Genomic DNA, 22,442 nt, shown 5'->3' with positions numbered 1-22,442 from the left:
CCGGACAGGTGCTACAGCGGGGGAAGCGACGGAAGATCGCCGCCCTTGACCGTCAGGGCGGCGCCGTCCCGGCGGCCGGCCAGCCAGCCCAGCAGGTCGGCGGCCGTCCCCTCGACCGAGACCGGGTCGCCGTCCGCCCCGCCGCCGGTCGTCCAGGTCCCGCCGTCCACGGTGGCCAGGGTGGCCGGCGGCACGTCCCGGTGGCCGGCGAACCGCGCCGCGAGGAAGTCGATCTCCCGCTCCGTGAAGTCCGCCGGCAGGTCCTCCAGCTCGTAGCCGATCCCGAGGTCCACGTGGTGCAGCTCCACCTCGATCCACCGGCGGAACGGCACCCGCTCCGCCCGGTCCGTGATCCCGTTGCGCAGCTCCACCGTGCGTGACCAGTCCGCCGGGGCCGCGCCCGCCGCGCGGAAGCGCTCCCCGCTCTCCCGCAGGTCGGCGAGGTGCACGTCGAGGGGGCGCGGCGCGTCCCGCTCGATGTCGGCGTCCCTGGCCTCGGCGGAGACATACATGGGGCGGCCCTCGAAGACGTTCACCAGGGCGTCCGCGTTGCGGGCCAGGTGGGCCAGGACGTGGCCGCGGGTCCAGCCGGGCAGCCGTGACGACTGGGTCACAGCCGCGTTGTCCAGTGCGGCGACCGCGGTGAGCAGCCGGTCGGTCGCTGCTTGTACAGACGCCAGGTCATCAGCGTGATCAATCATGGTGCTGACCCTAGTCCCATCACACCATCGGGTGAAGGTGGTGAAGCCGCACCCTGAATCGAATGTACGTGCTATATGGTCGTGTTCGGCGTCGGGCATGCTGGAGAGCCGGGGTTTGTTGACAACCCGTGAATCCGAACCGGCGTTGTCAGTGGCTCCCCCTAGTCTGGGAAAGACGGGGGCCCCGCCCCTGTCACTTCTCTCAAGAAAGGTGCGGACCGGCGTGGCCGACCGTCTCATCGTCCGTGGAGCGCGCGAGCACAACCTCAAGAACGTCTCGCTCGATCTCCCGCGCGACGCGCTCATCGTCTTCACGGGCCTGTCGGGGTCGGGCAAGTCCTCGCTGGCCTTCGACACGATCTTCGCCGAGGGACAGCGGCGCTACGTGGAGTCCCTCTCCTCGTACGCCCGGCAGTTCCTCGGCCAGATGGACAAGCCGGACGTCGACTTCATCGAGGGTCTGTCCCCGGCGGTCTCCATCGACCAGAAGTCGACCTCCCGCAACCCGCGCTCCACGGTCGGCACCATCACCGAGGTCTACGACTACCTGCGCCTGCTCTTCGCGCGCATCGGCAAGCCGCACTGCCCCGAGTGCGGCCGCCCGATCGCACGCCAGTCGCCGCAGGCCATCGTCGACAAGGTCCTGGAACTGCCCGAGGGCAGCCGCTTCCAGGTGCTCTCCCCGTTGGTGCGCGAGCGCAAGGGCGAGTTCGTCGACCTGTTCGCCGACCTCCAGACCAAGGGCTACTCCCGCGCCCGGGTGGACGGCGAGACGATCCAGCTCTCCACCCCGCCCACGCTGAAGAAGCAGGAGAAGCACACCATCGAGGTGGTCGTCGACCGCCTCACCGTCAAGGACAGCGCCAAGCGCCGCCTCACCGACTCCGTCGAGACCGCCCTCGGGCTGTCCGGCGGCATGGTCGTGCTCGACTTCGTCGACCTCCCCGAGGACGACCCCGAGCGCGAGCGCATGTACTCCGAGCACCTGTACTGCGCGTACGACGACCTGTCCTTCGAAGAGCTGGAGCCCCGCTCCTTCTCCTTCAACTCGCCCTTCGGCGCCTGCCCCGAGTGCACCGGCATCGGCACGCGCATGGAGGTCGACCCCGAGCTGATCGTCCCCGACCCGGACAAGAGCCTCGACGAGGGCGCCATCCACCCGTGGTCGCACGGTCACACCAAGGACTACTTCGGCCGCCTGATCGGCGCCCTCGCGGACGCGCTGGGCTTCCGCACCGACATCCCGTTCGCCGGTCTGCCGCAGCGTGCCAAGAAGGCCCTGCTGCACGGCCACAAGACCCAGGTCGAGGTCCGCTACCGCAACCGCTACGGCCGCGAGCGCCGGTACACCACGGCCTTCGAGGGCGCCGTCCCCTTCGTCAAGCGCCGGCACAGCGAGGCCGAGAGCGACGCCAGCCGTGAGCGCTTCGAGGGCTACATGCGCGAGGTGCCCTGCCCCGCCTGCGAGGGCACCCGGCTCAAGCCGGTCGTCCTCGCCGTCACGGTCATGGGCAAGTCCATCGCCGAGGTCTCCGGGATGTCCATCAGCGACTGCGCGGACTTCCTGGGCGAACTGAAGCTCACCGCCCGCGACAAGAAGATCGCCGAGCGCGTCCTCAAGGAGGTCAACGAGCGGCTGCGGTTCCTGGTCGACGTCGGCCTGGACTACCTTTCGCTCAACCGCGCGGCCGGCACCCTCTCCGGCGGCGAGGCCCAGCGCATCCGCCTGGCCACCCAGATCGGCTCCGGACTCGTCGGCGTGCTCTACGTCCTCGACGAGCCCTCCATCGGCCTGCACCAGCGCGACAACCACCGGCTGATCGAGACCCTGGTCCGGCTGCGCGACATGGGCAACACGCTCATCGTCGTGGAGCACGACGAGGACACCATCAAGGTCGCCGACTGGATCGTCGACATCGGCCCCGGCGCCGGCGAGCACGGCGGCAAGGTCGTGCACAGCGGCTCCCTCAAGGAGCTGCTCGCCAACACCGAGTCGCAGACCGGCCAGTACCTGTCCGGCAAGAAGGCCATCCCGCTGCCCGACCTCCGCCGCCCGCACGACCCCTCGCGCCGGCTCACGGTGCACGGCGCCCGCGAGAACAACCTGCGGGACATCGACGTGTCCTTCCCGCTGGGCGTCTTCACCGCGGTCACCGGTGTCTCCGGCTCCGGCAAGTCCACGCTGGTCAACGACATCCTGTACACCCACCTCGCCCGTGAGCTGAACGGTGCGCGCAGCGTCCCCGGCCGGCACACGCGCGTGGACGGCGACGACCTGGTCGACAAGGTCGTCCACGTCGACCAGTCGCCCATCGGCCGCACCCCGCGCTCCAACCCGGCGACGTACACCGGCGTTTTCGACCATGTCCGCAAGCTGTTCGCCGAGACCACCGAGGCGAAGGTCCGCGGCTACATGCCCGGCCGCTTCTCCTTCAACGTCAAGGGCGGCCGCTGCGAGAACTGCGCGGGCGACGGCACGATCAAGATCGAGATGAACTTCCTCCCGGACGTGTACGTCCCGTGCGAGGTCTGCCACGGTGCCCGCTACAACCGGGAGACCCTGGAGGTCCACTACAAGGGCAAGTCCATCGCCGACGTCCTGAACATGCCGATCGAAGAGGCCATGCACTTCTTCGAGGCGGTCCCGGCCATCTCCCGCCACCTGCGGACGCTCAACGACGTCGGTCTCGGCTACGTCCGCCTCGGCCAGTCCGCGACCACCCTGTCCGGCGGTGAGGCGCAGCGCGTGAAGCTCGCCAGCGAGCTGCAGAAGCGCTCCACTGGCCGCACGGTCTACGTCCTGGACGAGCCGACCACCGGTCTGCACTTCGAGGACATCAGCAAGCTGCTGACGGTCCTGTCCGGCCTGGTCGAGAAGGGCAACACGGTCATCGTCATCGAGCACAACCTCGACGTGATCAAGACCGCCGACTGGGTCATCGACATGGGCCCCGAGGGCGGTTCCGGCGGCGGCCTGGTGGTCGCGGAGGGCACCCCGGAGCAGGTCGCCGGCGTCCCGGCCAGCCACACGGGCAAGTTTTTGCGCGACATTCTGGGGGCGGAGCGGATCAGCGACGCCGCGCAGGCCCCGGCCCCGCGCAAGGCGGCGAAGAAGACGGTCGCGGCCAAGGCCGGCACCAGGAGGACGGCCACCAAGTCGATCGACGGTACGGCCCCTGCGAAGGCGTCCGCCAAGAAGACGGCCACCAAGGCCGCCGCGAAGAGGACGACGCGGGCGCCCAAGGCCTGACCGGCCCGCACTCGCATGCGCCGTGCCGCACGGAACCCCGTGCGGCACGGCGCGTACGTACGTCAGGCGGCCTCCGGCTCCAGCGGCTCCAGTTCATGGGCGTACGGCGGTTCCGCGCCCGCGCGTGAGCAGGTGACCGCCGCCGCGCGCGCCGCGAAGCCGAGCAGGTCCGCCCAGCCCTCGCCGCCCAGCGCGGCCACCCCCGCGTCACTGAGCGCGTCCCGCACCGCCAGGCCGTGCAGCAGCGCCGCGTTCACCGTGTCACCGGCGCCGATCGTGTCCACCACCTCGACCCGCTCACCCGGCACGGCGTACTCGCCGCCGTCGCGGGTGAACACGGTCAGCCCGTCCCCGCCCCGGGTGACCACGACCGCCGCCGGACCGGCCGCCAGCCACTCCTTGGGGGACCCGCCGAGCCACTCGGCGTCCTCCGCGGACAGCTTCAGCAGCGACACCGACGGCAGCCAGCTCCGGAACCGGGCCCGGTAGGCGTCGCCGTCAGGGATGAGACCCGCCCGGATGTTGGGGTCCAGCGCCGTGAAGACGCCCTGCGCGCGGGCGGTGCGCATCAGCTCCTCGTACGCGCTCGCGCCCGGTTCCAGCACGAGGGAGCAGGTCCCGAAGGACACCGCGCGGGTGCCGGCCGGCAAGGCGCCGGAGGCCGTGAACAGGCGGTCCGCGGTCCCCTCCACATAGAAGGTGTACGCCGCCGAGCCGTCCGTGCCGACCGTGGCGACGGCCAGCGTCGTCGGCTCGTCGCCGCGCTGCACCGACGACACGTCCACGCCGGTCTCCCGCAGCCGGTCCAGCAGCGCCGTACCGAAGGCGTCGCGCGACACCCGGGAGCAGAACGCGGTGGGGGAGCCGAGGCGGCCCAGCGCCACCGCCGTGTTGAACGGGCCGCCGCCGAGCGCCGGCGTCAGCGGCGCGAGCGCGCCCGCGCCGCGCGGTACCAGATCGATCAGTGCCTCACCGGTCACGACGATCACGAGGGGTTCCCTTCTCCGAAGGTCTCCGAAGGACCGGGCTTCACGACCTGCCGGCTCCGTACAGCCGCGCACCACGTGCCGCCTCTCGGGTGGGGACCGTATCCCATTCGCCGGACGTGCGTAAACGCCTGCCGGGCCGCCTCGCGACAGCCCCGCCCACAGCCGGAACGATCACTCCCGGTATCGTCCCCGATGTCCACCCGCGCACCGTCGTCCCACCCGTGGAGCCCTCATGCCCGCCCGCCGCCCCGCCGCGACCCGCCGCACCGTCCTGCGAGGCGTGGCCCTGACCCCCGTGGCCGGACTGGGCCTCACCGCGTGCGGAGGCACCGAGGAGGGCGCCGCCCCGCTGACCGGCCCCGTCGAGCTGGGCCCCGAGAGCGAGGTCACCGAGGACGGCGCGAAGCTGTACCGGGACCACAACGTCGTGGTCAGCCGGAGCGGGGACGGCACCCTCAAGGCGTACGACACCGTCTGCACCCACGCGGGATGCCCCATCAACAAGCTCGAGGGCACGAAGCTGATCTGCCCCTGCCACGGCAGCGAGTTCGACGCCACCACCGGCAAGGTGCTGCGCGAGCCGGCCGTGGCACCCCTGAAGAAGCTGGCCGTCGAGGTGAGGAACGGCACGCTGGTCGTCAGGCCGCAGACCTGACCGGGGTCACTCCCAGTCCCAGGCGATCCCCACGTAGCCCGACCGCATACGCGGTTCCACCAGGTGCACCGAGCGGTGCCGCCCGCTGAGCAGCAGCTCCTGGTGGCCGCCGCGCGGTGCCGCCGCCGAGTGCTGGGTGAACCGGTGGCAGCGCACCGGGAGCGTCCCGGAGCCGAAGCACACCTGGAGCGCGTACTGGCCGCCCGGGGGCTCCGCCCCGCGCACGTACTCGCGCGAGACGCCCGCCGTGCCGTCCTCGACGGCGTAGCGGAAGAGGAAGGTGTCACCGGCCCGCAGCCGGGTGTCGAAGAGCAGCTCGGCCGCGAGCACCCCGGTGTCGTGGTGCCGGAGCACGCGTCCGGTACGGCAGTTCTCCAGCGCCCGCACGGTCATCCGCTCCGGCACGGCCCCGGGATCGCCGTGGTGGACGGCCACATAGCGGTCGACGCCGTCCCGGTGGGCGCGCACGATGTGGTGCGACTCGCGCTCCGCCAGTTCGCGGCGCGCCCCGATCCGTATCCGTTCGTGGTGCCCCAGGGTGTGCAGCCCGCCGTCGCGCGGGGCGCCGAATTCGGCCAGCAGCCGTTCCCGTACGCCCGAGGCCTCGACCAGGGAGCGGTAGGACCGCCGGGGGGAGTGGCGGTCCGCCGTGTGCTCGTCCGGTTCGGCGAGCAGCCGGATCAGCGACTCCTCCGGCAGCTGCAGGATCTCCTCCAGCGCCCGTACGGCGCGCAGCGACTCCGGGCGCTGCGGGCGGCGGGCTCCCTGCTGCCAGTAGCTCAGACTGGTGACGCCGACCCTCACGCCGTGGCGCGACAGATGGTGCTGCACCCGCTGCAACGGCAGCCCCCGCGCGGCGATCGCCGCGCGCAGGGCGACGTGGAAGGGGCCGCCTCGCAGGGCCGAGTCCAGTTCCGCGGTGACGGGGTCCGCGTGCGGTGTGGCGTGCGGCATGCAGGGGCCTTTCTGTGAAGTCCGCGACGGCTGGTCGGGCCGTCGCGCGGGCACCCCGGAACCGTCCCCCGCCGGCGCGGCGGAGTCTTCACATCCGTACGCCGCCGTTCAGGGCCCGGAGTTCCCCCGCATTGAAGCGTGTTGACCAAGTCCCGACAACACCTGACGCCCGACAGCGGCCCACGACGGCGGTACGCGCCCTCCCTACGACGCGCCGGCCCCGGCCCCGCCCGCCGGCCGCGCCCGCAGGCGCTTCGCGCGCACGATGTCGGGATCGCGGGGGTCGAGGGAGTCGGCGAGGCCGGACGTCTCGTCCGCGTACCGGCGGGTCCGGGCCGGCCGTCGTGGTTTCTCGATCCGCGTCTGTCGCATCCGACCAGCCCTCCGACTCGTGACCGCCCTCGTGACCGCCCTCGTGGCCGTCCGCCGATCATCCGGGGGACGGAACCCCCACCTTCCCGCTTCCCGCACGCCGTAACCCCTCCGGACCCGGCCGGGCCCCGCCGTCCACAGGCCCGCCGCGGTGTCGGTCCCCGCCAGTAGGGTGTGAGACATGGCCGACCCCTCCAGCTACCGCCCCAAACCAGGTGAGATCCCCGACTCGCCGGGGGTCTACCGGTTCCGCGACGAGCACCGCCGGGTGATCTACGTCGGAAAGGCGAAGAGCCTGCGCCAGCGCCTGGCGAACTACTTCCAGGACCTGGCCGGGCTGCACCCGCGCACCCGCTCCATGGTCACCACGGCCGCGTCCGTGGAGTGGACGGTGGTGTCCACGGAGGTCGAGGCGCTCCAGCTGGAGTACTCCTGGATCAAGGAGTACGACCCCCGCTTCAACGTCAAGTACCGCGACGACAAGAGCTACCCGTACCTCGCGGTGACGATGAACGAGGAGTTCCCGCGCGTCCAGGTGATGCGCGGTCACAAGAAGAAGGGCGTACGGTACTTCGGTCCGTACACGCACGCGTGGGCGATCCGCGACACCGTGGACCTGCTGCTGCGCGTCTTCCCGGTGCGCACCTGCTCGGCCGGGGTCTTCAAGAACGCCGCCCGCACCGGCCGCCCCTGCCTGCTCGGCTACATCGGCAAGTGCTCGGCACCGTGCGTGGGCCGCGTCTCCGCCGAGGACCACCGCGCGCTGGCCGAGGAGTTCTCCGACTTCATGGCCGGCCGTACGGGGGCCTACCTGCGCCGTCTGGAGCGGCGGATGGCGGAGGCGGCCGAGGAGATGGAGTACGAGCGGGCCGCGCGCCTGCGCGACGACATCGGGGCGCTGAGGAAGGCCATGGAGAAGAGCGCGGTCGTGCTCGCCGACGCGACCGACGCCGACCTGATCGCGGTCGCCGAGGACGAGCTGGAGGCGGCCGTCCAGATCTTCCACGTACGCGGCGGACGCGTGCGCGGCCAGCGCGGCTGGGTCACCGACAAGGTCGAGGAGATCACCACCGGCGCCCTCGTCGAGCACGCGCTGCAGCAGCTCTACGGCGAGGAGACCGGCGACGCGGTCCCCCGGGAGGTCCTGGTCCCCGCCCTGCCCGACCCGGTGGAGCCGGTCCAGCAGTGGCTGACGGAGCGGCGCGGCTCCGGCGTGTCCCTGCGCGTCCCGCAGCGCGGCGACAAGAGGGCCCTGATGGAGACCGTGGAGCGCAACGCCCAGCAGGCGCTCGTGCTGCACAAGACCAAGCGCGCCTCCGACCTGACCACGCGCTCGCGCGCGCTGGAGGAGATCACCGACGCCCTGGAGCTGGACAGCGCCCCGCTCAGGATCGAGTGCTACGACATCTCACACCTCCAGGGCGACGACGTGGTGGCCTCCATGGTCGTCTTCGAGGACGGACTGGCCCGCAAGAGCGAGTACCGCCGCTTCCAGATCAAGGGCTTCGCGGGACAGGACGACGTCCGCTCGATGCACGAGGTGATCACCCGCCGCTTCCGCCGCTACCTCGCGGAGAAGGAGCGCACGGGGGAGTGGACCGACGGCGAGGACCCCGGCGCCGAAGGGCCCCCCGGAGGCCTCGCCGAGCCGCCCGGGAACACCCTCACGGAGGACGACGGCCGCCCCAGGCGCTTCGCCTACCCGCCGCAGCTCGTCGTCGTCGACGGCGGCGCGCCGCAGGTCGCGGCGGCCCAGCGGGCGCTGGACGAGCTGGGCATCGACGACATCGCCGTGTGCGGCCTCGCCAAGCGGCTGGAGGAGGTCTGGCTGCCGGGCGAGACCGACCCGGTGGTGCTGCCGCGCACCAGCGAGGGCCTCTACCTGCTCCAGCGGGTCCGCGACGAGGCCCACCGGTTCGCGATCACCTACCAGCGCGCCAAGCGGGCCAAGCGCTTCCGCGCCGGCCCGCTGGACGACGTGGCCGGCCTCGGCGAGACCCGAAAGCAGGCGCTGATCAAGCACTTCGGTTCGGTGAAGAGGCTGCGGTCGGCGACAATCGACCAGATCTGCGAGGTTCCGGGCATAGGCCGCAAGACGGCCGAGACGATCGTCGCGGCCCTCGACCGGGCGGCACCCGCCGCCCCCGCCGTGAACACGGCGACGGGCGAGATCATGGATGACACGGAAGAACCCGGGCAGGCGACGGGTTCTTCCGGGGAGCCCGTCACCACGGGCGCCCCGGACGGACGACGGGGGCAGGAGCGATGACCGAGCACGAGACGGGACCCGCGCGGGACCGGACACCGCAGGAGGCGGGCGGGGACGGCACCGGCCGGACCGCCCGCCAGGACGACGGAGCACAGGTGAGTACGGGCAAGGAAAAGGCCGGGGTGCCCGAGGCGGCCATCCCCGAGCTGGTGATCATCTCCGGCATGTCCGGGGCCGGCCGTTCGACGGCCGCGAAGTGTCTGGAGGACCTCGGCTGGTTCGTCGTGGACAACCTGCCGCCCGCGCTGATCCCCACCATGGTGGAGCTCGGCGCGCGCTCCCAGGGCAACGTGGCGCGGATCGCGGTCGTCGTCGACGTCCGCGGCCGGCGCTTCTTCGACAACCTCCGCGAGTCCCTCGCCGACCTCGACGGGCGGGGCGTCACCCGGCGGACCGTCTTCCTGGAGTCCTCCGACGACGCCCTGGTGCGCCGCTTCGAGTCGGTGCGCCGCCCGCACCCCCTGCAGGGCGACGGCCGCATCGTCGACGGCATCGACGCCGAGCGGGAGCTGCTGCGCGAGCTGCGCGGCGACGCCGACCTGGTGATCGACACCTCCAGCCTCAACGTGCACGAGCTGCGCGCCAAGATGGACGCCCAGTTCGCCGGCGAGGAGGAGCCCGAGCTGCGGGCCACCGTCATGTCCTTCGGCTTTAAGTACGGCCTGCCGGTCGACGCCGACCTGGTCGTGGACATGCGGTTCCTGCCCAACCCGCACTGGGTCCCCGAGCTGCGCCCGTACACCGGACTCAACGAGGAGGTGGCGTCGTACGTCTTCAACCAGCCCGGCGCCAAGGAGTTCCTCGACCGGTACGCGGAGATGCTGCGGCTGGTCGCCGCGGGCTACCGCCGTGAGGGCAAGCGCTACGTGACCATCGCGGTCGGCTGCACCGGTGGCAAGCACCGTTCGGTCGCCATGTCGGAGAAGCTCGCCGCCCGGCTCGTCGCCGAGGGCGTGGAGACGGTGGTGGTCCACCGGGACATGGGACGGGAATGACACCACGTACTCCGCGGCTGAGCCGGCTGCGCCGAGCGGTCCCCGAGGGACGCGCGAGCCGGCCGGCCGAGACCCGTGGCGCGAGACCGCGCCGCCGGGGCACCCAGCCCAAGGTCGTCGCCCTCGGCGGCGGCATGGGCCTGTCCGCCTCGCTCGCCGCGCTGCGCCGGATCACCGGTGATCTCACCGCCGTCGTCACCGTGGCCGACGACGGCGGCTCCAGCGGGCGCCTGCGTGACGAACTGGGCGTGCTGCCGCCCGGTGACCTGCGCAAGGCCCTGGCCGCGCTGTGCGGCGACGACGACTGGGGCCAGACCTGGGCCCGCGTCATCCAGCACCGCTTCCAGTCCCAGGGCGATCTGCACGAGCACGCGGTCGGCAATCTGCTGATCGTCGCCCTGTGGGAGCAGCTCGGCGACCACGTCCAGGCCCTCGACCTGGTGGGCCGGCTGCTCGGCGCGCACGGGCGGGTGCTGCCGATGTCCGCCGTGCCGCTGGAGCTCCAGGCCCTGGTCAAGGGCCACGACCCCGAGCGGCCCGACGAGATCGGCACCGTCCGCGGCCAGGCCACTGTCGCCCTCACCCCGGGCGAGGTGCAGTCCGTGCACCTCGTGCCGAACGACCCGCCCGCCGTCCCCGAGGCGGTCGCGGCGGTCCTCGACGCCGACTGGGTGGTGCTCGGCCCCGGCTCCTGGTTCTCCTCGGTCATCCCGCACCTGCTCGTGCCGGAACTGCTGGACGCCCTCATCGAGACCAAGGCGCGCCGGGTACTCTCCCTTAACCTCGCGCCGCAGCCAGGAGAAACCGAGGGCTTCTCCCCGCAGCGTCATTTGGAGGTTTTGGGACGACACGCCCCTAAACTCGCCCTGGACGTGGTGCTGGCCGACGAGGCCGCCGTGCCCGACCGCGACTCCCTGACCGATGCCGCCGAGCGGTTCGGCGCCGCGGTCGAGCTGGCCCCGGTGGCCAGGCCCGACGGAAGCCCCCGGCACGACCCGGAGCTGTTGGCCGCCGCGTACGACCGTATTTTTCGGATGCATGGAAGGATCGGCCCATGGCGATGACGGCAGCGGTGAAGGACGAGATCTCCCGGCTCCCCGTCACCCGGACCTGCTGCAGGAAGGCGGAGGTCTCCGCCGTCCTGCGGTTCGCCGGCGGCCTCCACCTGGTGAGCGGGCGCATCGTGATCGAGGCGGAGCTGGACACCGCGATGGCGGCCCGCCGCCTCAAGCGGGACATCCTGGAGATCTTCGGCCACAGTTCCGAACTGATCGTGATGGCCCCGGGCGGGCTGCGCCGCGGCTCGCGCTACGTCGTCCGGGTGGTGGCCGGCGGCGACCAGCTCGCCCGCCAGACCGGCCTGGTGGACGGCCGCGGCCGGCCGATCCGCGGCCTGCCCCCGCAGGTGGTCTCCGGCGCCACCTGCGACGCCGAGGCGGCCTGGCGCGGCGCCTTCCTGGCCCACGGCTCCCTCACCGAGCCCGGCCGCTCCTCTTCCCTGGAGGTGACCTGCCCCGGCCCCGAGGCCGCGCTCGCCCTGGTCGGCGCCGCCCGCAGGCTGTCGATCGCCGCCAAGGCGCGCGAGGTGCGCGGCGTGGACCGGGTCGTGGTCCGCGACGGCGACGCGATCGGCGCGCTGCTCACCCGGCTCGGCGCGCACGAGTCGGTGCTGGCCTGGGAGGAGCGCCGGATGCGCCGCGAGGTGCGCGCCACGGCGAACCGGCTGGCCAACTTCGACGACGCCAACCTCCGCCGCTCCGCCCGCGCGGCCGTCGCCGCCGGCGCCCGCGTCCAGCGCGCCCTGGAGATCCTCGCCGACGACGTCCCCGAGCACCTCGCCGCGGCCGGCCGGCTGCGCATGGAGCACAAGCAGGCCTCCCTGGAGGAGCTGGGCGCGCTCGCCGACCCGCCGCTCACCAAGGACGCCGTGGCCGGCCGGATCCGCCGGCTGCTGGCGATGGCCGACAAGCGCGCCGCCGACCTCGGCATCCCGGGCACGGAGGCCAACCTCGGCGAGGAGCTGGACGACAAACTCATGGTCTGACCCGCCGTCAGAAGACCGGCGTCGGCGCCCACCCGGGTGACCGGCGCCGGTTTTCGCGTGTCGCGGCGGCGCCCTTGACTCGATCATGTTGTGTCATGAGCCTGGCATCTGTTCGCCACTGTGGCGGACCACTTCGAGGGGGGCTCATGAGACACAGAGCGAGATCGATCCTCGCTGTCGGCACGCTCCTGATCGGCGGAGCGAGCTTGGCGCCCATCGCCCAGGCACAGCCCGCGAACCCCGCGGCCTCCGACACCGACGAGGTCAAGGTCTTCCGCGCCGACGTCACCAAGCGGCAGGTGTCCCTGCTGCTCGCGGCGGGGCAGGACGGCCACGAACTCGGTGAGCGGGTGCCCGACAAGGGCACGGCCACCGTGGAGGTCTACCTCACCGAGGGGCAGGCCGAAAAGCTGGAGGAACAGGGCGTCGACCTCACCGAGCACGCGCTCTCCGCCCGCGCGGAGACCCGCGTCGAGGACGCCGCCGAGGGCGTGTTCCGCCCGTACAGCGGAGCGGGCGGTCTGCGGGAGGAGATCCTGCGCACCGCGCGGGAGAACCCCGACCTCACCAAGGTCGTCTCCATCGGCAAGACGGTCAGGGGCCAGGACATCCTCGCCTTAAAGCTCACCAAGAAGGCCAGGAAGACCGAGGACGGCTCCAAGCCCTCGGTCCTCTACATGTCCAACCAGCACGCGCGCGAGTGGATCACGCCGGAGATGACCCGGCGGCTGATGCACCACTACCTGGACTCGTACCGCACGGACAAGCGGATCAAGAAGATTGTGGACACCACGGAACTGTGGTTCGTCCTCTCCGCCAACCCCGACGGCTACGACTACACCTTCGCCGACGACGACAACCGCCTCTGGCGCAAGAACCTGCGGGACGTCAACGGCGACGGCGTCATCGGCACCGGCGACGGCGTCGACCTCAACCGCAACTTCCCCTACAAGTGGGGCTACGACGACGAGGGCTCGTCCCCCAACCCCACCAGCCAGACCTACCGCGGCGCGAGCCCGGGTTCCGAGCCCGAGACCAAGGCCATCGACGCCTTCGAGAAGCGCATCGGCTTCACCTACGGCATCAACTACCACTCCGCGGCCGAACTCCTCCTCTACGGGGTCGGCTGGCAGGTGGCCACCCCCACCCCCGACGACGTCCTCTACGAGGCCCTCGCCGGCACGCCCGGCAACTCCGCGATCCCCGGCTACCACCCGCAGCTCTCCTCCGAGCTGTACACCACCAACGGTGAGGCCGACGGCCACGCGGCCAACGTCAACGGCATGGCGATGTTCACCCCCGAGATGTCGACCTGTCAGACCGTCTCCGAGGCCGACCCCGACGACGAGTGGAACGCGAGCGACTGCCGGTCGGGCTTCAACTTCCCCGACGACGAGAAGCTGATCCAGCAGGAGTTCGTGAAGAACATCCCGTTCGCGCTCTCCGTCGCCGAGACCGCCGCCCACCCCGACCGGCCGTCCTCCTCGGTCGGCCTGGAGGCCGCGGACTTCACCCCGGCGGCCTTCGGCACGTCGTACGCGCGCGGCGCCGACCAGGAGGTCTCCGTCGTCGTCCGCAGGGCCGTACGCGACAAGGAGCTCAAGTACCGCGTCAACGGCGGCCGTACGCACGACGAGGACCTCAGGCGGTGGAAGGGCGGCGAGCGGTACGGCGGTGAGGACAACCTCTACTTCGACGAGTACCGGGCCAGGGTGAGGCACGCCGACCCGGGCGACAAGGTCGAGGTGTGGTTCACCGGCGAGACCCGCGGAGGCCGGGACGTCTCCAGCGGGCACTTCACCTACACCGTCGCCGAACGGCCCCGCGCGGACGTCCTCGTCGTCTCCGAGGAGGGCGCGAAGGCCACCCAGACCCAGAAGTACGTCGACGCGCTGAAGGCCGGCGGCCGCCGCGCGGCGGTCTGGGACGTCGCCGAGCAGGGAGCCCCGGACGCGCTCGGCGTGCTGAGCCACTTCGACACGGTCGTCCACCACACCGGCGCCGCCACCCCGGGCATCGCCACCCAGCTCCAGCTGCGGGCCTTCCTCAACGAGGGTGGCCGGCTGATCGAGGCGGGCGAGCAGGCCGGCGGCAGCGTCGACCTCGGCGGCGGCACCCTGTCCGACGACTTCAGCCAGTACTACCTGGGCGCCTACTCCCGCACCTCCACCTCCGGGGCCACGGCGTTCGCCGGCTCCGGCGGCCTGGGCGGCTTCACCGGCCCGCTCGGCGACGCGCCCGGCAACCCGCTGGACAAGGCCGGCACCTACGGCGTCACCTCCGACGAACTGCCCGCAGGCACCTACCCGCAGTTCGCGAGCGCGGGTGCCGGAGAGTTCCCCGGCACGGTCAACCCGTACGGGCCCTATGCCGGTTCCTTCATGGCCGCCGCCGTGCACACCGACGACGGCTACAAGCGCCTCACCCGCACCATCGACCTCACCGGCACCGCCGCGGCCGACCGGCCCGCCCTGCGCACCCAGCTCCTGTGGGACACCGAGCCGGGCTACGACCACGTCGTCGTCGAGGCGCACACCGCCGGCGCCGACGACTGGACGACCCTGCCCGAGGCCGGCGGCGCGACCCGCACCACCGTGCCGGCCGAGTGCGCCGCCGGGTTCTACATGGGCGAGCACCCCTGGCTGGAGCACTACCTGACCCTGGGCGACGACGGCTGCGCCGCGACCGGCACCACCGGCTCCTGGAACAGCCTCACCGGCTCCTCCGGCGGCTGGCGGCAGGTGGAGTTCGACCTGAGCGCCTACGCCGGGAAGACGGTCGAGGTCTCCCTCGCCTACGTCACCGACCCGGGCAGCGGCGGCCACGGGGTCCTCGCCGACGAGGCCTCGCTCGTGACCGGTGGCACCGCGGCCGGCACCGAGGGCTTCGAGAGCTCGCTCGGCGCCTGGACGGTCTCCGGGCCGCCCGCGGGAAGCCCGGCCGTCCTGAAGGACTGGACGCGTACCGGGGCGCTGTTCCGGACCTACGGAGCGGTCACCACCGGCGACACCGTGCTGCTGGGCTTCGGCCTGGAGCACCTCACCTCCGCGGCCGACCGGACCGCGCTGCTGAGGAAGGCGCTGGCCGCCCTGGACGGGTGACACCTCGCGTCAACGCACGCTGACGATCCGTGACGAGATCGGGTGACGACGGAGCGTCGGACGGGGCGGTCCGCACCCTACTGACGGGTACGGGCCGCCCTGCCGGGTATGGGGCAACTCGATGTCACGGCTGGGGCCCCGGAGAGGTAGGGTCGGCAGTGGTCGGGGACATCCCAAATACAGCTCGCCGGCACATCGGGCCGGCGTACCAACGAGGAGATCGGTTCGTGACGATCCGCGTAGGCATCAACGGCTTTGGCCGCATCGGTCGCAACTACTTCCGCGCGCTGCTGGAGCAGGGCGCGGACATCGAGATCGTGGCTGTCAACGACCTGGGTGACACCGCGACCACCGCCCACCTGCTGAAGTACGACACCATCCTGGGCCGCCTCAAGCAGGAGGTCACCCACACCGCCGACACGATCACCGTCGACGGCAAGACGATCAAGGTGCTCTCCGAGCGCAACCCCGCCGACATCCCGTGGGGCGAGCTGGGCGTCGACATCGTCATCGAGTCGACCGGCATCTTCACCAAGAAGGAAGACGCCGAGAAGCACATCACCGGCGGCGCCAAGAAGGTCATCATCTCCGCCCCGGCGAAGAACGAGGACATCACCCTCGTCATGGGCGTCAACCACGAGCAGTACGACGCGGCCAACCACCACGTCATCTCCAACGCCTCCTGCACCACCAACTGTGTGGCGCCGATGGCGAAGGTGCTCGACGAGAACTTCGGCATCGTCAAGGGTCTGATGACCACGGTGCACGCGTACACGAACGACCAGCGCATCCTGGACTTCCCGCACAAGGACCTGCGCCGCGCCCGTGCCGCCGCCGAGAACATCATCCCGACCACCACCGGTGCCGCCAAGGCCACCGCCCTGGTGCTCCCGCAGCTCAAGGGCAAGCTGGACGGCATGGCCATGCGCGTCCCGGTCCCGACCGGCTCGGTCACCGACCTGGTCGTGGAGCTCTCCCGCGAGGTCACCAAGGAAGAGGTCAACGCCGCCTTCCAGAAGGCCGCCGAGGGCGAGCTGAAGGGCTACCTCGAGTACACCGAGGACGAGATCGTCTCCTCCGACATCGTCAACGCCCCGGCGTCCTGCACCTTCGACTCCTCCCTGACCATGGTCCAGGAGGGCAAGAGCGTGAAGGTCATCGGCTGGTACGACAACGAGTGGGGCTACAGCAACCGCCTCGTCGACCTGACGGTCTTCGTGGGCAACCAGCTCTGATCGCGGAGCGGGCAGCCTGATATGAGTGCAGGGCTCGGCCGGTGCGGCAACGCGCTGTCCGAGCCCTGACGCACGTATCGGAACGGTCGCCCTCTTTCGATCACGAGCGATCACGAGCGAACACGTCGCTGGGCACGTCGCTCCAGCCAGCTCTAGCCAGGGAGCCCCTATGAAGACGATCGACGAACTCCTCTCCGAAGGCGTCGCGGGCAAGCGGGTCTTCGTCCGCGCCGACCTCAACGTGCCGCTGGACGGCACCACCATCACCGACGACGGCCGTATCCGCGCCGTACTGCCCACCGTGAAGGCCCTCGCCGAGGCGGGCGCCCGCGTGGTCGTCGCCTCCCACCTGGGCCGCCCCAAGGGCACCCCGGACCCCGCCTTCTCGCTCGCCCCGGCCGCCGCGCGCCTCGGTGAACTCCTCGGCGCCGACGTCGCGTTCGCGACCGACACGGTCGGCGAGTCCGCGACCGCCACCGTCTCCGGCCTCGCCGACGGACAGGTCGCGGTCATCGAGAACCTGCGCTTCAACGCCGGTGAGACGTCCAAGGACGACGCCGAGCGCGCCGCCTTCGCCGACCGGCTCGCCGCCCTCGCCGACCTGTACGTGGGCGACGGCTTCGGCGCGGTGCACCGTAAGCACGCCTCGGTCTTCGACCTCCCGGCGCGGCTGCCGCACTACGCCGGCCACCTCATCGCCACCGAGGTCGGCGTCCTGAGGAAGCTCACCGACGACGTCCGGCGGCCCTACGTCGTGGCCCTCGGCGGCGCCAAGGTCTCCGACAAGCTCGCCGTCATCGACGAGCTGCTCGGCAAGGCCGACCGCATCCTCATCGGCGGCGGCATGGCGTACACCTTCCTCAAGGCCCAGGGCCACGAGATCGGCACGTCGCTGGTGCAGGAGGACCAGATCCCGGCCGTCCTGGAGTACCTGGAGCGCGCCGAGAAGAACGGTGTGGAACTGCTGCTGCCGGTCGACACGCTGGTCGCCGCCGAGTTCCCCGACATGAAGGCCAAGGCGCCGTCCCACCCCGCCAACGTCGCCGCGGACGCCATCCCGGCCGGCCACATGGGCCTGGACATCGGTCCGGAGACCCGCAAGCTGTACGCCTCGAAGCTCGCCGACGCCGCCACCGTCTTCTGGAACGGCCCCATGGGCGTCTTCGAGCACCCCGATTACGCCGAGGGCACCAAGGCGGTCGCCCAGGCCCTCATCGACTCCCCGGGCTTCACCGTGGTCGGCGGCGGCGACTCCGCCGCGGCCGTCCGCATCCTGGGCTTCGACGAGCAGGCATTCGGCCACATCTCGACCGGCGGCGGCGCCTCCCTCGAATACCTCGAGGGCAAGACGCTCCCCGGCCTCGCCGCACTGGAGGACTGACCCCGATGACCACCCGCACGCCGCTGATGGCGGGCAACTGGAAGATGAACCTCAACCACCTCGAGGCCATCGCCCACGTCCAGAAGCTCGCCTTCGCCCTCGCCGACAAGGACTACGAGGCCGTCGACGTCGCCGTCCTGCCGCCCTTCACCGACCTGCGCTCCGTGCAGACCCTGGTCGACGGCGACAAGCTGAGGATCACGTACGGCGCCCAGGACATCTCGGCGCACGACGGCGGCGCCTACACCGGCGAGATCTCCGGCCCGATGCTGGCCAAGCTGAAGTGCACCTACGTCGCCGTCGGGCACTCGGAGCGGCGCCAGTACCACGCCGAGACCGACGAGATCGTGAACGCCAAGGTGAAGGCCGCCTACAAGCACGGCATCACCCCCATCCTCTGCGTCGGCGAGGAACTGGAGGTCCGCGAGGCGGGCAACCACGTCTCCCACACCCTCGCCCAGGTCGAGGGCGGTCTGAAGGACCTCCCGGCCGAGCAGGCCGAGACGGTCGTGATCGCCTACGAGCCGGTGTGGGCCATCGGCACCGGCAAGGTCTGCGGCGCCGAGGACGCCCAGGAGGTCTGCGCGGCCATCCGGGGCAAGCTCGCCGAGCTGTACAGCCAGGAGCTGGCCGACAAGGTCCGCATCCAGTACGGCGGCTCCGTCAAGTCCGGCAATGTCGCCGAGATCATGGCGCAGGCCGACATCGACGGCGCCCTGGTCGGCGGCGCCTCGCTGGACGCCGACGAGTTCGTCAAGATCGTTCGTTTCCGCGACCAGTGAGTATGCGCTAGCAGCGATCCGTCGTACCCTTGCGGGGTCCAGCACTGTGCTGGACCCCGCGTCGTCCATCCGAATCCGAGGAAGTTGGTCCAGCCGTGGTTATGGGGTTCTCCATCGCCCTGATCGTCTTCAGCCTGCTGCTGATGCTGCTGGTGCTGATGCACAAGGGGAAGGGCGGCGGCCTCTCCGACATGTTCGGTGGTGGCATGCAGTCCTCCGTCGGCGGCTCCTCGGTCGCCGAGCGCAACCTCGACCGGATCACCGTCGTGGTCGGTCTGCTCTGGTTCGCGTGCATCGTCGTCCTCGGCATCACCATGAAGATGAACAACTGATCCGAGGGCGCGTCCGCCCCCATTTCCCCAGCATTCCGCACGTAAGGCCCCATGTTCGGTACGCGCAGCAGAGCGCGGCCTATCATGGGGCCTGCGTCTGGATACGGGGCCGGTAACTCCCCACACTGGACGTGCGTTGGGCCTTACGTAGACTGAGGCGCTCGCAGCGAAGCGGCACGCCGACTCGCTTCGCGGCACCATCACGCAGGGAGTTACGACCGTGGCAAGTGGCAACGCGATCCGGGGAAGCCGGGTCGGGGCGGGCCCGATGGGCGAGGCCGAACGCGGCGAGTCCGCGCCCCGGCTGCGCATCTCCTTCTGGTGCTCCAACGGGCACGAGACACAGCCGAGCTTCGCGAGCGACGCGCAGGTGCCCGATACCTGGGACTGCCCCCGCTGCGGATTCCCGGCCGGGCAGGACCGCGACAACCCGCCGGACCCGCCGCGCACCGAGCCCTACAAGACGCACCTCGCCTATGTGCGGGAGCGGCGCAGCGACGCGGACGGCGAGGCGATCCTCGCGGAGGCCCTCGCGAAGCTGCGGGGCGAGATCTGAGCGCCCCGCGGGGCGGTACGGCGTCCGCGGCGCCGTCGCGGCCGGCCGCGCCCACACGGCGGTAGCCGCACGCCGGTACGGTCCGCGCCCCTTCGGAGTACCGCCGAACCGCTTCGGATTCCTTTCGCCTTCCTCTTCCGTTCTGTTCACCGCTGATCAATTAGGTTGGACGCAGCGGGGCCACCCAAGGAAGAAGGCTGAAGTCCGAGATGAACGCAGACGGTCGTACCAGGCTCAACCAGACGCCCGAGTGGACCGCACTGGCCAAGCACCGTGAGGAGCTCGGCGAGGTGCGGCTGCGCGAGCTGTTCGCCGCCGACCCCGGCCGCGGCACCGGGTACACGCTCCGGGTCGGTGACCTGTACATCGACTACTCCAAGCACCTGGTCACCGACGACACCCTGCGGCTGCTGCGTGAACTGGCCGTCGCCACCGACGTGTTCGGGCTGCGTGACGCCATGTTCCGCGGCGAGAAGATCAACACCACCGAGGACCGGGCCGTGCTGCACACCGCGCTGCGCGCCCCGCGGGACGCGGTGATCGAGGTCGACGGCGAGAACGTCGTCCCGGCCGTGCACGCCGTGCTCGACAAGATGGCCGACTTCGCCGGCCGGGTCCGCTCCGGGGAGTGGACCGGTCACACCGGCAAGCGCATCCGCACCGTCGTCAACATCGGCATCGGCGGCTCCGACCTGGGCCCCGCCATGGCGTACGAGGCGCTGCGCGCCTTCACCGACCGCGACCTCACCGTCCGGTTCGTGTCCAACGTGGACGGCGCCGACCTGCACGAGGCGACCCGGGACCTGGACCCGGCCGAGACGCTGTTCATCATCGCGTCCAAGACCTTCACCACCATCGAGACGGTCACCAACGCCACCTCCGCGCGGACCTGGCTGCTGAACGCCCTCAAGGACGAGGCCGCCGTCGCCAAGCACTTCGTCGCCCTGTCGACGAACGCCCAGAAGGTCGCCGACTTCGGTATCGACACGGCGAACATGTTCGAGTTCTGGGACTGGGTCGGCGGACGCTACTCCTACGACTCGGCGATCGGCCTGTCGCTGATGATCGCCATCGGCCCGGACCGCTTCCGGGAGATGCTCGACGGGTTCCGGACCGTCGACGAGCACTTCCGCACCGCCCCGGCCGAGTCCAACGTGCCGCTGCTGATGGGCCTGCTGGGCGTCTGGTACAACAACTTCCACGACGCGCAGTCGCACGCGGTGCTGCCGTACTCGCACTACCTGTCGAAGTTCACCGCCTACCTCCAGCAGCTCGACATGGAGTCCAACGGCAAGTACGTCGGCCGGGACGGGCGCGAGGTGGACTGGCAGACGGGCCCGGTGGTGTGGGGCACGCCCGGCACCAACGGGCAGCACGCCTACTACCAGTTGATCCACCAGGGCACGAAGCTCATCCCGGCGGACTTCATCGGCTTCGCCGAGCCCGTCGCCGAGCTGGGCGACGAACTGAGGGCCCAGCACGACCTGCTGATGGCTAACTTCTTCGCCCAGACGCAGGCCCTCGCCTTCGGCAAGACCCCCGACGAGGTGCGCGGCGAAGGGGTGCCGGAGGAACTGGTCCCGCACAAGACGTTCAAGGGCGACCACCCCACGACCACGATCCTCGCGCGCGAGCTCACGCCGTCCGTGCTCGGCCAGCTCGTCGCGCTCTACGAGCACAAGGTGTTCGTGCAGGGCGCGATCTGGAACATCGACTCCTTCGACCAGTGGGGCGTCGAACTCGGCAAGGTCCTCGCCAAGCGCGTCGAACCCGCCCTCACCGAGGGCGCCGACGTCCCCGGCCTGGACGCCTCCACCAAGGCCCTCGTCGCCACCTACCGGGAGCTGCGCGGCCGGCGGTGAGCACGGTGCGGGAAGCGGGCGGCGCGATGCCGTCCGCTTCCCGTAGAATCCCCCGCGATCATCACGGCGAGCGCTCGGGGGAGCACAAGGTGACACGTACGTCCGGGAGTTGGACCGGCGGCACGCTGAGGGTCCGTACCTTCCTGAAACCCCACCACGTCGCCAGGGCGGTGTTCCACCCCGCGTGGATCCCGCAGCCGCTCGACCCGTCCATCGAGCGGCTGAAGCGCTTCAGGGTCATCGCCGGAGCGGTCGCCTCCGTCGGCGTCTACACCGTCGTGGAGGGCGGCTTCGAGATCACGGAGCTGCTGGAGAACGCGCTGACCGCCTCGGCGGTGCTGCTGGTGCTCACCCCGCTGACGGTCGGCGTGATGCTCTTCGTCTGGCGGCGCACCGGCACCGTGCGCCAGCTTCGGGTACCGCTGCTCAACTCCCTCAAGCTGCTCCTGCTGTTCATCGGCTGCGTGGTGGCGACGGTGGTGCTGGTGCAGTGGACGAACGGCTCGAACAGCATGCTCACGGTCATGGGCGTCGGCCTGACGATGATGTGGATGGCCGTCTTCCTGGTCTCCGGAGCCATCCGGGTCTCCGGCAACTTCTTCGGCACGGCCGCCGTGCACCGCTGTCTGCCGGCGCTGCTCGCCACGGTGACCAGTTGGCTGATGGCGATCCCGGACCTCGTCACCGGCGATCTGCACGGGCTCAGTCTCACCCTGGGCATCGTCTTCATCCTGGGCGCACCGGTGACCGTCACGGCGATCGCCCTGGCGGAGGCGGGCCGGCTGAAGCGGCGCTACGGCATCCGGCTGGAGGTCCACCCGGCGAGCCTCCCGCCGGTCCCGGGACCGGTCCCCCCGATGCCTCCGGTCATGCCGCCGACGGGACTGCCTCACGTACCGCCGCAGGGGAATCCCTACGTCCGCGGCAGCGGCTGACGCCGCGTCGCACGGGGTTGTTTCGCCCC

The 22,442-nt window shown here is 71.1% G+C and carries 18 protein-coding genes; 14 read left to right on the top strand and 4 right to left on the bottom strand.

The features are described from left to right. Window positions 1-11 precede the first annotated feature (11 nt). A complete protein-coding gene (locus IH50_RS0107760) occupies window positions 12-701 on the bottom strand; it encodes a maleylpyruvate isomerase family mycothiol-dependent enzyme (RefSeq protein WP_030858723.1) in 690 nt (229 codons plus the stop codon). A gap of 223 nt (window positions 702-924) precedes the next feature. Here IH50_RS0107760 and uvrA point away from each other — a divergent pair, with 223 nt between their 5' ends. Continuing rightward, entirely contained in the window at window positions 925-3,951 is a 3,027-nt protein-coding gene (uvrA, locus tag IH50_RS0107755) for an excinuclease ABC subunit UvrA (protein WP_030858721.1), read from the top strand. A 62-nt stretch (window positions 3,952-4,013) separates the two neighbouring features. On the opposite strand, the gene IH50_RS0107750 is transcribed toward uvrA, so the two are convergent. Continuing rightward, window positions 4,014-4,940 carry a carbohydrate kinase family protein gene (locus tag IH50_RS0107750; protein ID WP_030858719.1) on the bottom strand — a complete coding sequence of 309 codons (927 nt, stop codon included), beginning with the start codon at window positions 4,938-4,940 and terminating at the stop codon, window positions 4,014-4,016. A 232-nt stretch (window positions 4,941-5,172) separates the two neighbouring features. Here IH50_RS0107750 and IH50_RS0107745 point away from each other — a divergent pair, with 232 nt between their 5' ends. After that, window positions 5,173-5,595, top strand: coding sequence for a Rieske (2Fe-2S) protein (locus IH50_RS0107745; RefSeq protein WP_030858717.1), 423 nt, complete (start codon window positions 5,173-5,175; stop codon window positions 5,593-5,595). Window positions 5,596-5,601: 6 nt separating this feature from the next. Here IH50_RS0107745 and IH50_RS0107740 read toward each other — a convergent pair whose 3' ends face one another. Together IH50_RS0107740 and IH50_RS41960 are read right to left on the bottom strand one after the other, a co-directional pair. Continuing rightward, on the bottom strand, window positions 5,602-6,549 hold the full coding sequence (locus IH50_RS0107740) for a hypothetical protein (RefSeq protein ID WP_030858715.1): 948 nt from the start codon (window positions 6,547-6,549) through the stop codon (window positions 5,602-5,604). A 204-nt stretch (window positions 6,550-6,753) separates the two neighbouring features. Then, window positions 6,754-6,921 (bottom strand): hypothetical protein, encoded by a 168-nt coding sequence (locus IH50_RS41960; protein WP_199822055.1) that lies wholly within the window; start codon window positions 6,919-6,921, stop codon window positions 6,754-6,756. 181 nt (window positions 6,922-7,102) lie between these two features. On the opposite strand from IH50_RS41960, the gene uvrC reads away from it, so the two are divergent. From uvrC to IH50_RS0107675, 12 genes are all read left to right on the top strand, one after another. Next, window positions 7,103-9,190, top strand: a complete 2,088-nt coding sequence (gene uvrC, locus IH50_RS0107730) for an excinuclease ABC subunit UvrC (RefSeq protein WP_030858713.1) — start codon at window positions 7,103-7,105, stop codon at window positions 9,188-9,190. Continuing rightward, complete coding sequence (gene rapZ / locus IH50_RS0107725) at window positions 9,187-10,185, top strand: RNase adapter RapZ (RefSeq protein ID WP_030858712.1); 999 nt, start codon at window positions 9,187-9,189, stop codon at window positions 10,183-10,185. Before uvrC ends, rapZ begins: the two co-directional genes overlap by 4 nt. Then, window positions 10,182-11,249, top strand: a complete 1,068-nt coding sequence (locus IH50_RS0107720; RefSeq protein WP_030858710.1) for a gluconeogenesis factor YvcK family protein — start codon at window positions 10,182-10,184, stop codon at window positions 11,247-11,249. The genes rapZ and IH50_RS0107720 overlap by 4 nt, the downstream gene beginning before the upstream one ends. Beyond that, window positions 11,240-12,229, top strand: coding sequence for a DNA-binding protein WhiA (gene whiA / locus IH50_RS0107715; RefSeq protein ID WP_030858707.1), 990 nt, complete (start codon window positions 11,240-11,242; stop codon window positions 12,227-12,229). Before IH50_RS0107720 ends, whiA begins: the two co-directional genes overlap by 10 nt. A 146-nt stretch (window positions 12,230-12,375) precedes the next feature. Further along, window positions 12,376-15,330, top strand: a complete 2,955-nt coding sequence (locus IH50_RS0107710) for a M14 family metallopeptidase (RefSeq protein ID WP_030858705.1) — start codon at window positions 12,376-12,378, stop codon at window positions 15,328-15,330. A 227-nt stretch (window positions 15,331-15,557) separates the two neighbouring features. Further along, window positions 15,558-16,565 (top strand): type I glyceraldehyde-3-phosphate dehydrogenase, encoded by a 1,008-nt coding sequence (gap, locus tag IH50_RS0107705; protein WP_030858703.1) that lies wholly within the window; start codon window positions 15,558-15,560, stop codon window positions 16,563-16,565. A 169-nt stretch (window positions 16,566-16,734) separates the two neighbouring features. Next, window positions 16,735-17,946, top strand: coding sequence for a phosphoglycerate kinase (locus IH50_RS0107700; protein WP_030858701.1), 1,212 nt, complete (start codon window positions 16,735-16,737; stop codon window positions 17,944-17,946). A gap of 5 nt (window positions 17,947-17,951) precedes the next feature. Next, window positions 17,952-18,728 (top strand): triose-phosphate isomerase, encoded by a 777-nt coding sequence (gene tpiA / locus IH50_RS0107695; protein ID WP_030858699.1) that lies wholly within the window; start codon window positions 17,952-17,954, stop codon window positions 18,726-18,728. Window positions 18,729-18,829: 101 nt separating this feature from the next. Beyond that, window positions 18,830-19,060 carry a preprotein translocase subunit SecG gene (secG, locus tag IH50_RS0107690; protein WP_030858697.1) on the top strand — a complete coding sequence of 77 codons (231 nt, stop codon included), beginning with the start codon at window positions 18,830-18,832 and terminating at the stop codon, window positions 19,058-19,060. Window positions 19,061-19,280: 220 nt separating this feature from the next. After that, a complete protein-coding gene (locus IH50_RS0107685; protein WP_003957010.1) occupies window positions 19,281-19,616 on the top strand; it encodes an RNA polymerase-binding protein RbpA in 336 nt (111 codons plus the stop codon). 209 nt (window positions 19,617-19,825) lie between these two features. After that, window positions 19,826-21,478 (top strand): glucose-6-phosphate isomerase, encoded by a 1,653-nt coding sequence (gene pgi, locus IH50_RS0107680; RefSeq protein ID WP_030858695.1) that lies wholly within the window; start codon window positions 19,826-19,828, stop codon window positions 21,476-21,478. Window positions 21,479-21,567: 89 nt separating this feature from the next. Next, on the top strand, window positions 21,568-22,413 hold the full coding sequence (locus IH50_RS0107675; RefSeq protein ID WP_030858693.1) for a hypothetical protein: 846 nt from the start codon (window positions 21,568-21,570) through the stop codon (window positions 22,411-22,413). Window positions 22,414-22,442: the final 29 nt, after the last annotated feature.

The organism is Streptomyces sp. NRRL S-37, assembly GCF_000721605.1.
Classification (GTDB): Bacteria; Actinomycetota; Actinomycetes; order Streptomycetales; family Streptomycetaceae; genus Streptomyces.
This window is presented reverse-complemented; position numbering and strand designations above follow the sequence as displayed.

What these genes read in the sequence shown, in the direction of transcription:
- IH50_RS0107760 (WP_030858723.1), bottom strand. Translation starts at nt 701, where the DNA reads ATGATTGATCACGCTGATGACCTGGCGTCTGTACAAGCAGCGACCGAC.
- IH50_RS0107745 (WP_030858717.1), top strand. Translation starts at nt 5,173, where the DNA reads ATGCCCGCCCGCCGCCCCGCCGCGACCCGCCGCACCGTCCTGCGAGGC.
- IH50_RS0107740 (WP_030858715.1), bottom strand. Translation starts at nt 6,549, where the DNA reads ATGCCGCACGCCACACCGCACGCGGACCCCGTCACCGCGGAACTGGAC.
- IH50_RS41960 (WP_199822055.1), bottom strand. Translation starts at nt 6,921, where the DNA reads ATGCGACAGACGCGGATCGAGAAACCACGACGGCCGGCCCGGACCCGC.
- uvrC (WP_030858713.1), top strand. Translation starts at nt 7,103, where the DNA reads ATGGCCGACCCCTCCAGCTACCGCCCCAAACCAGGTGAGATCCCCGAC.
- rapZ (WP_030858712.1), top strand. Translation starts at nt 9,187, where the DNA reads ATGACCGAGCACGAGACGGGACCCGCGCGGGACCGGACACCGCAGGAG.
- IH50_RS0107720 (WP_030858710.1), top strand. Translation starts at nt 10,182, where the DNA reads ATGACACCACGTACTCCGCGGCTGAGCCGGCTGCGCCGAGCGGTCCCC.
- whiA (WP_030858707.1), top strand. Translation starts at nt 11,240, where the DNA reads ATGGCGATGACGGCAGCGGTGAAGGACGAGATCTCCCGGCTCCCCGTC.
- IH50_RS0107710 (WP_030858705.1), top strand. Translation starts at nt 12,376, where the DNA reads ATGAGACACAGAGCGAGATCGATCCTCGCTGTCGGCACGCTCCTGATC.
- IH50_RS0107700 (WP_030858701.1), top strand. Translation starts at nt 16,735, where the DNA reads ATGAAGACGATCGACGAACTCCTCTCCGAAGGCGTCGCGGGCAAGCGG.
- tpiA (WP_030858699.1), top strand. Translation starts at nt 17,952, where the DNA reads ATGACCACCCGCACGCCGCTGATGGCGGGCAACTGGAAGATGAACCTC.
- secG (WP_030858697.1), top strand. Translation starts at nt 18,830, where the DNA reads ATGGGGTTCTCCATCGCCCTGATCGTCTTCAGCCTGCTGCTGATGCTG.
- pgi (WP_030858695.1), top strand. Translation starts at nt 19,826, where the DNA reads ATGAACGCAGACGGTCGTACCAGGCTCAACCAGACGCCCGAGTGGACC.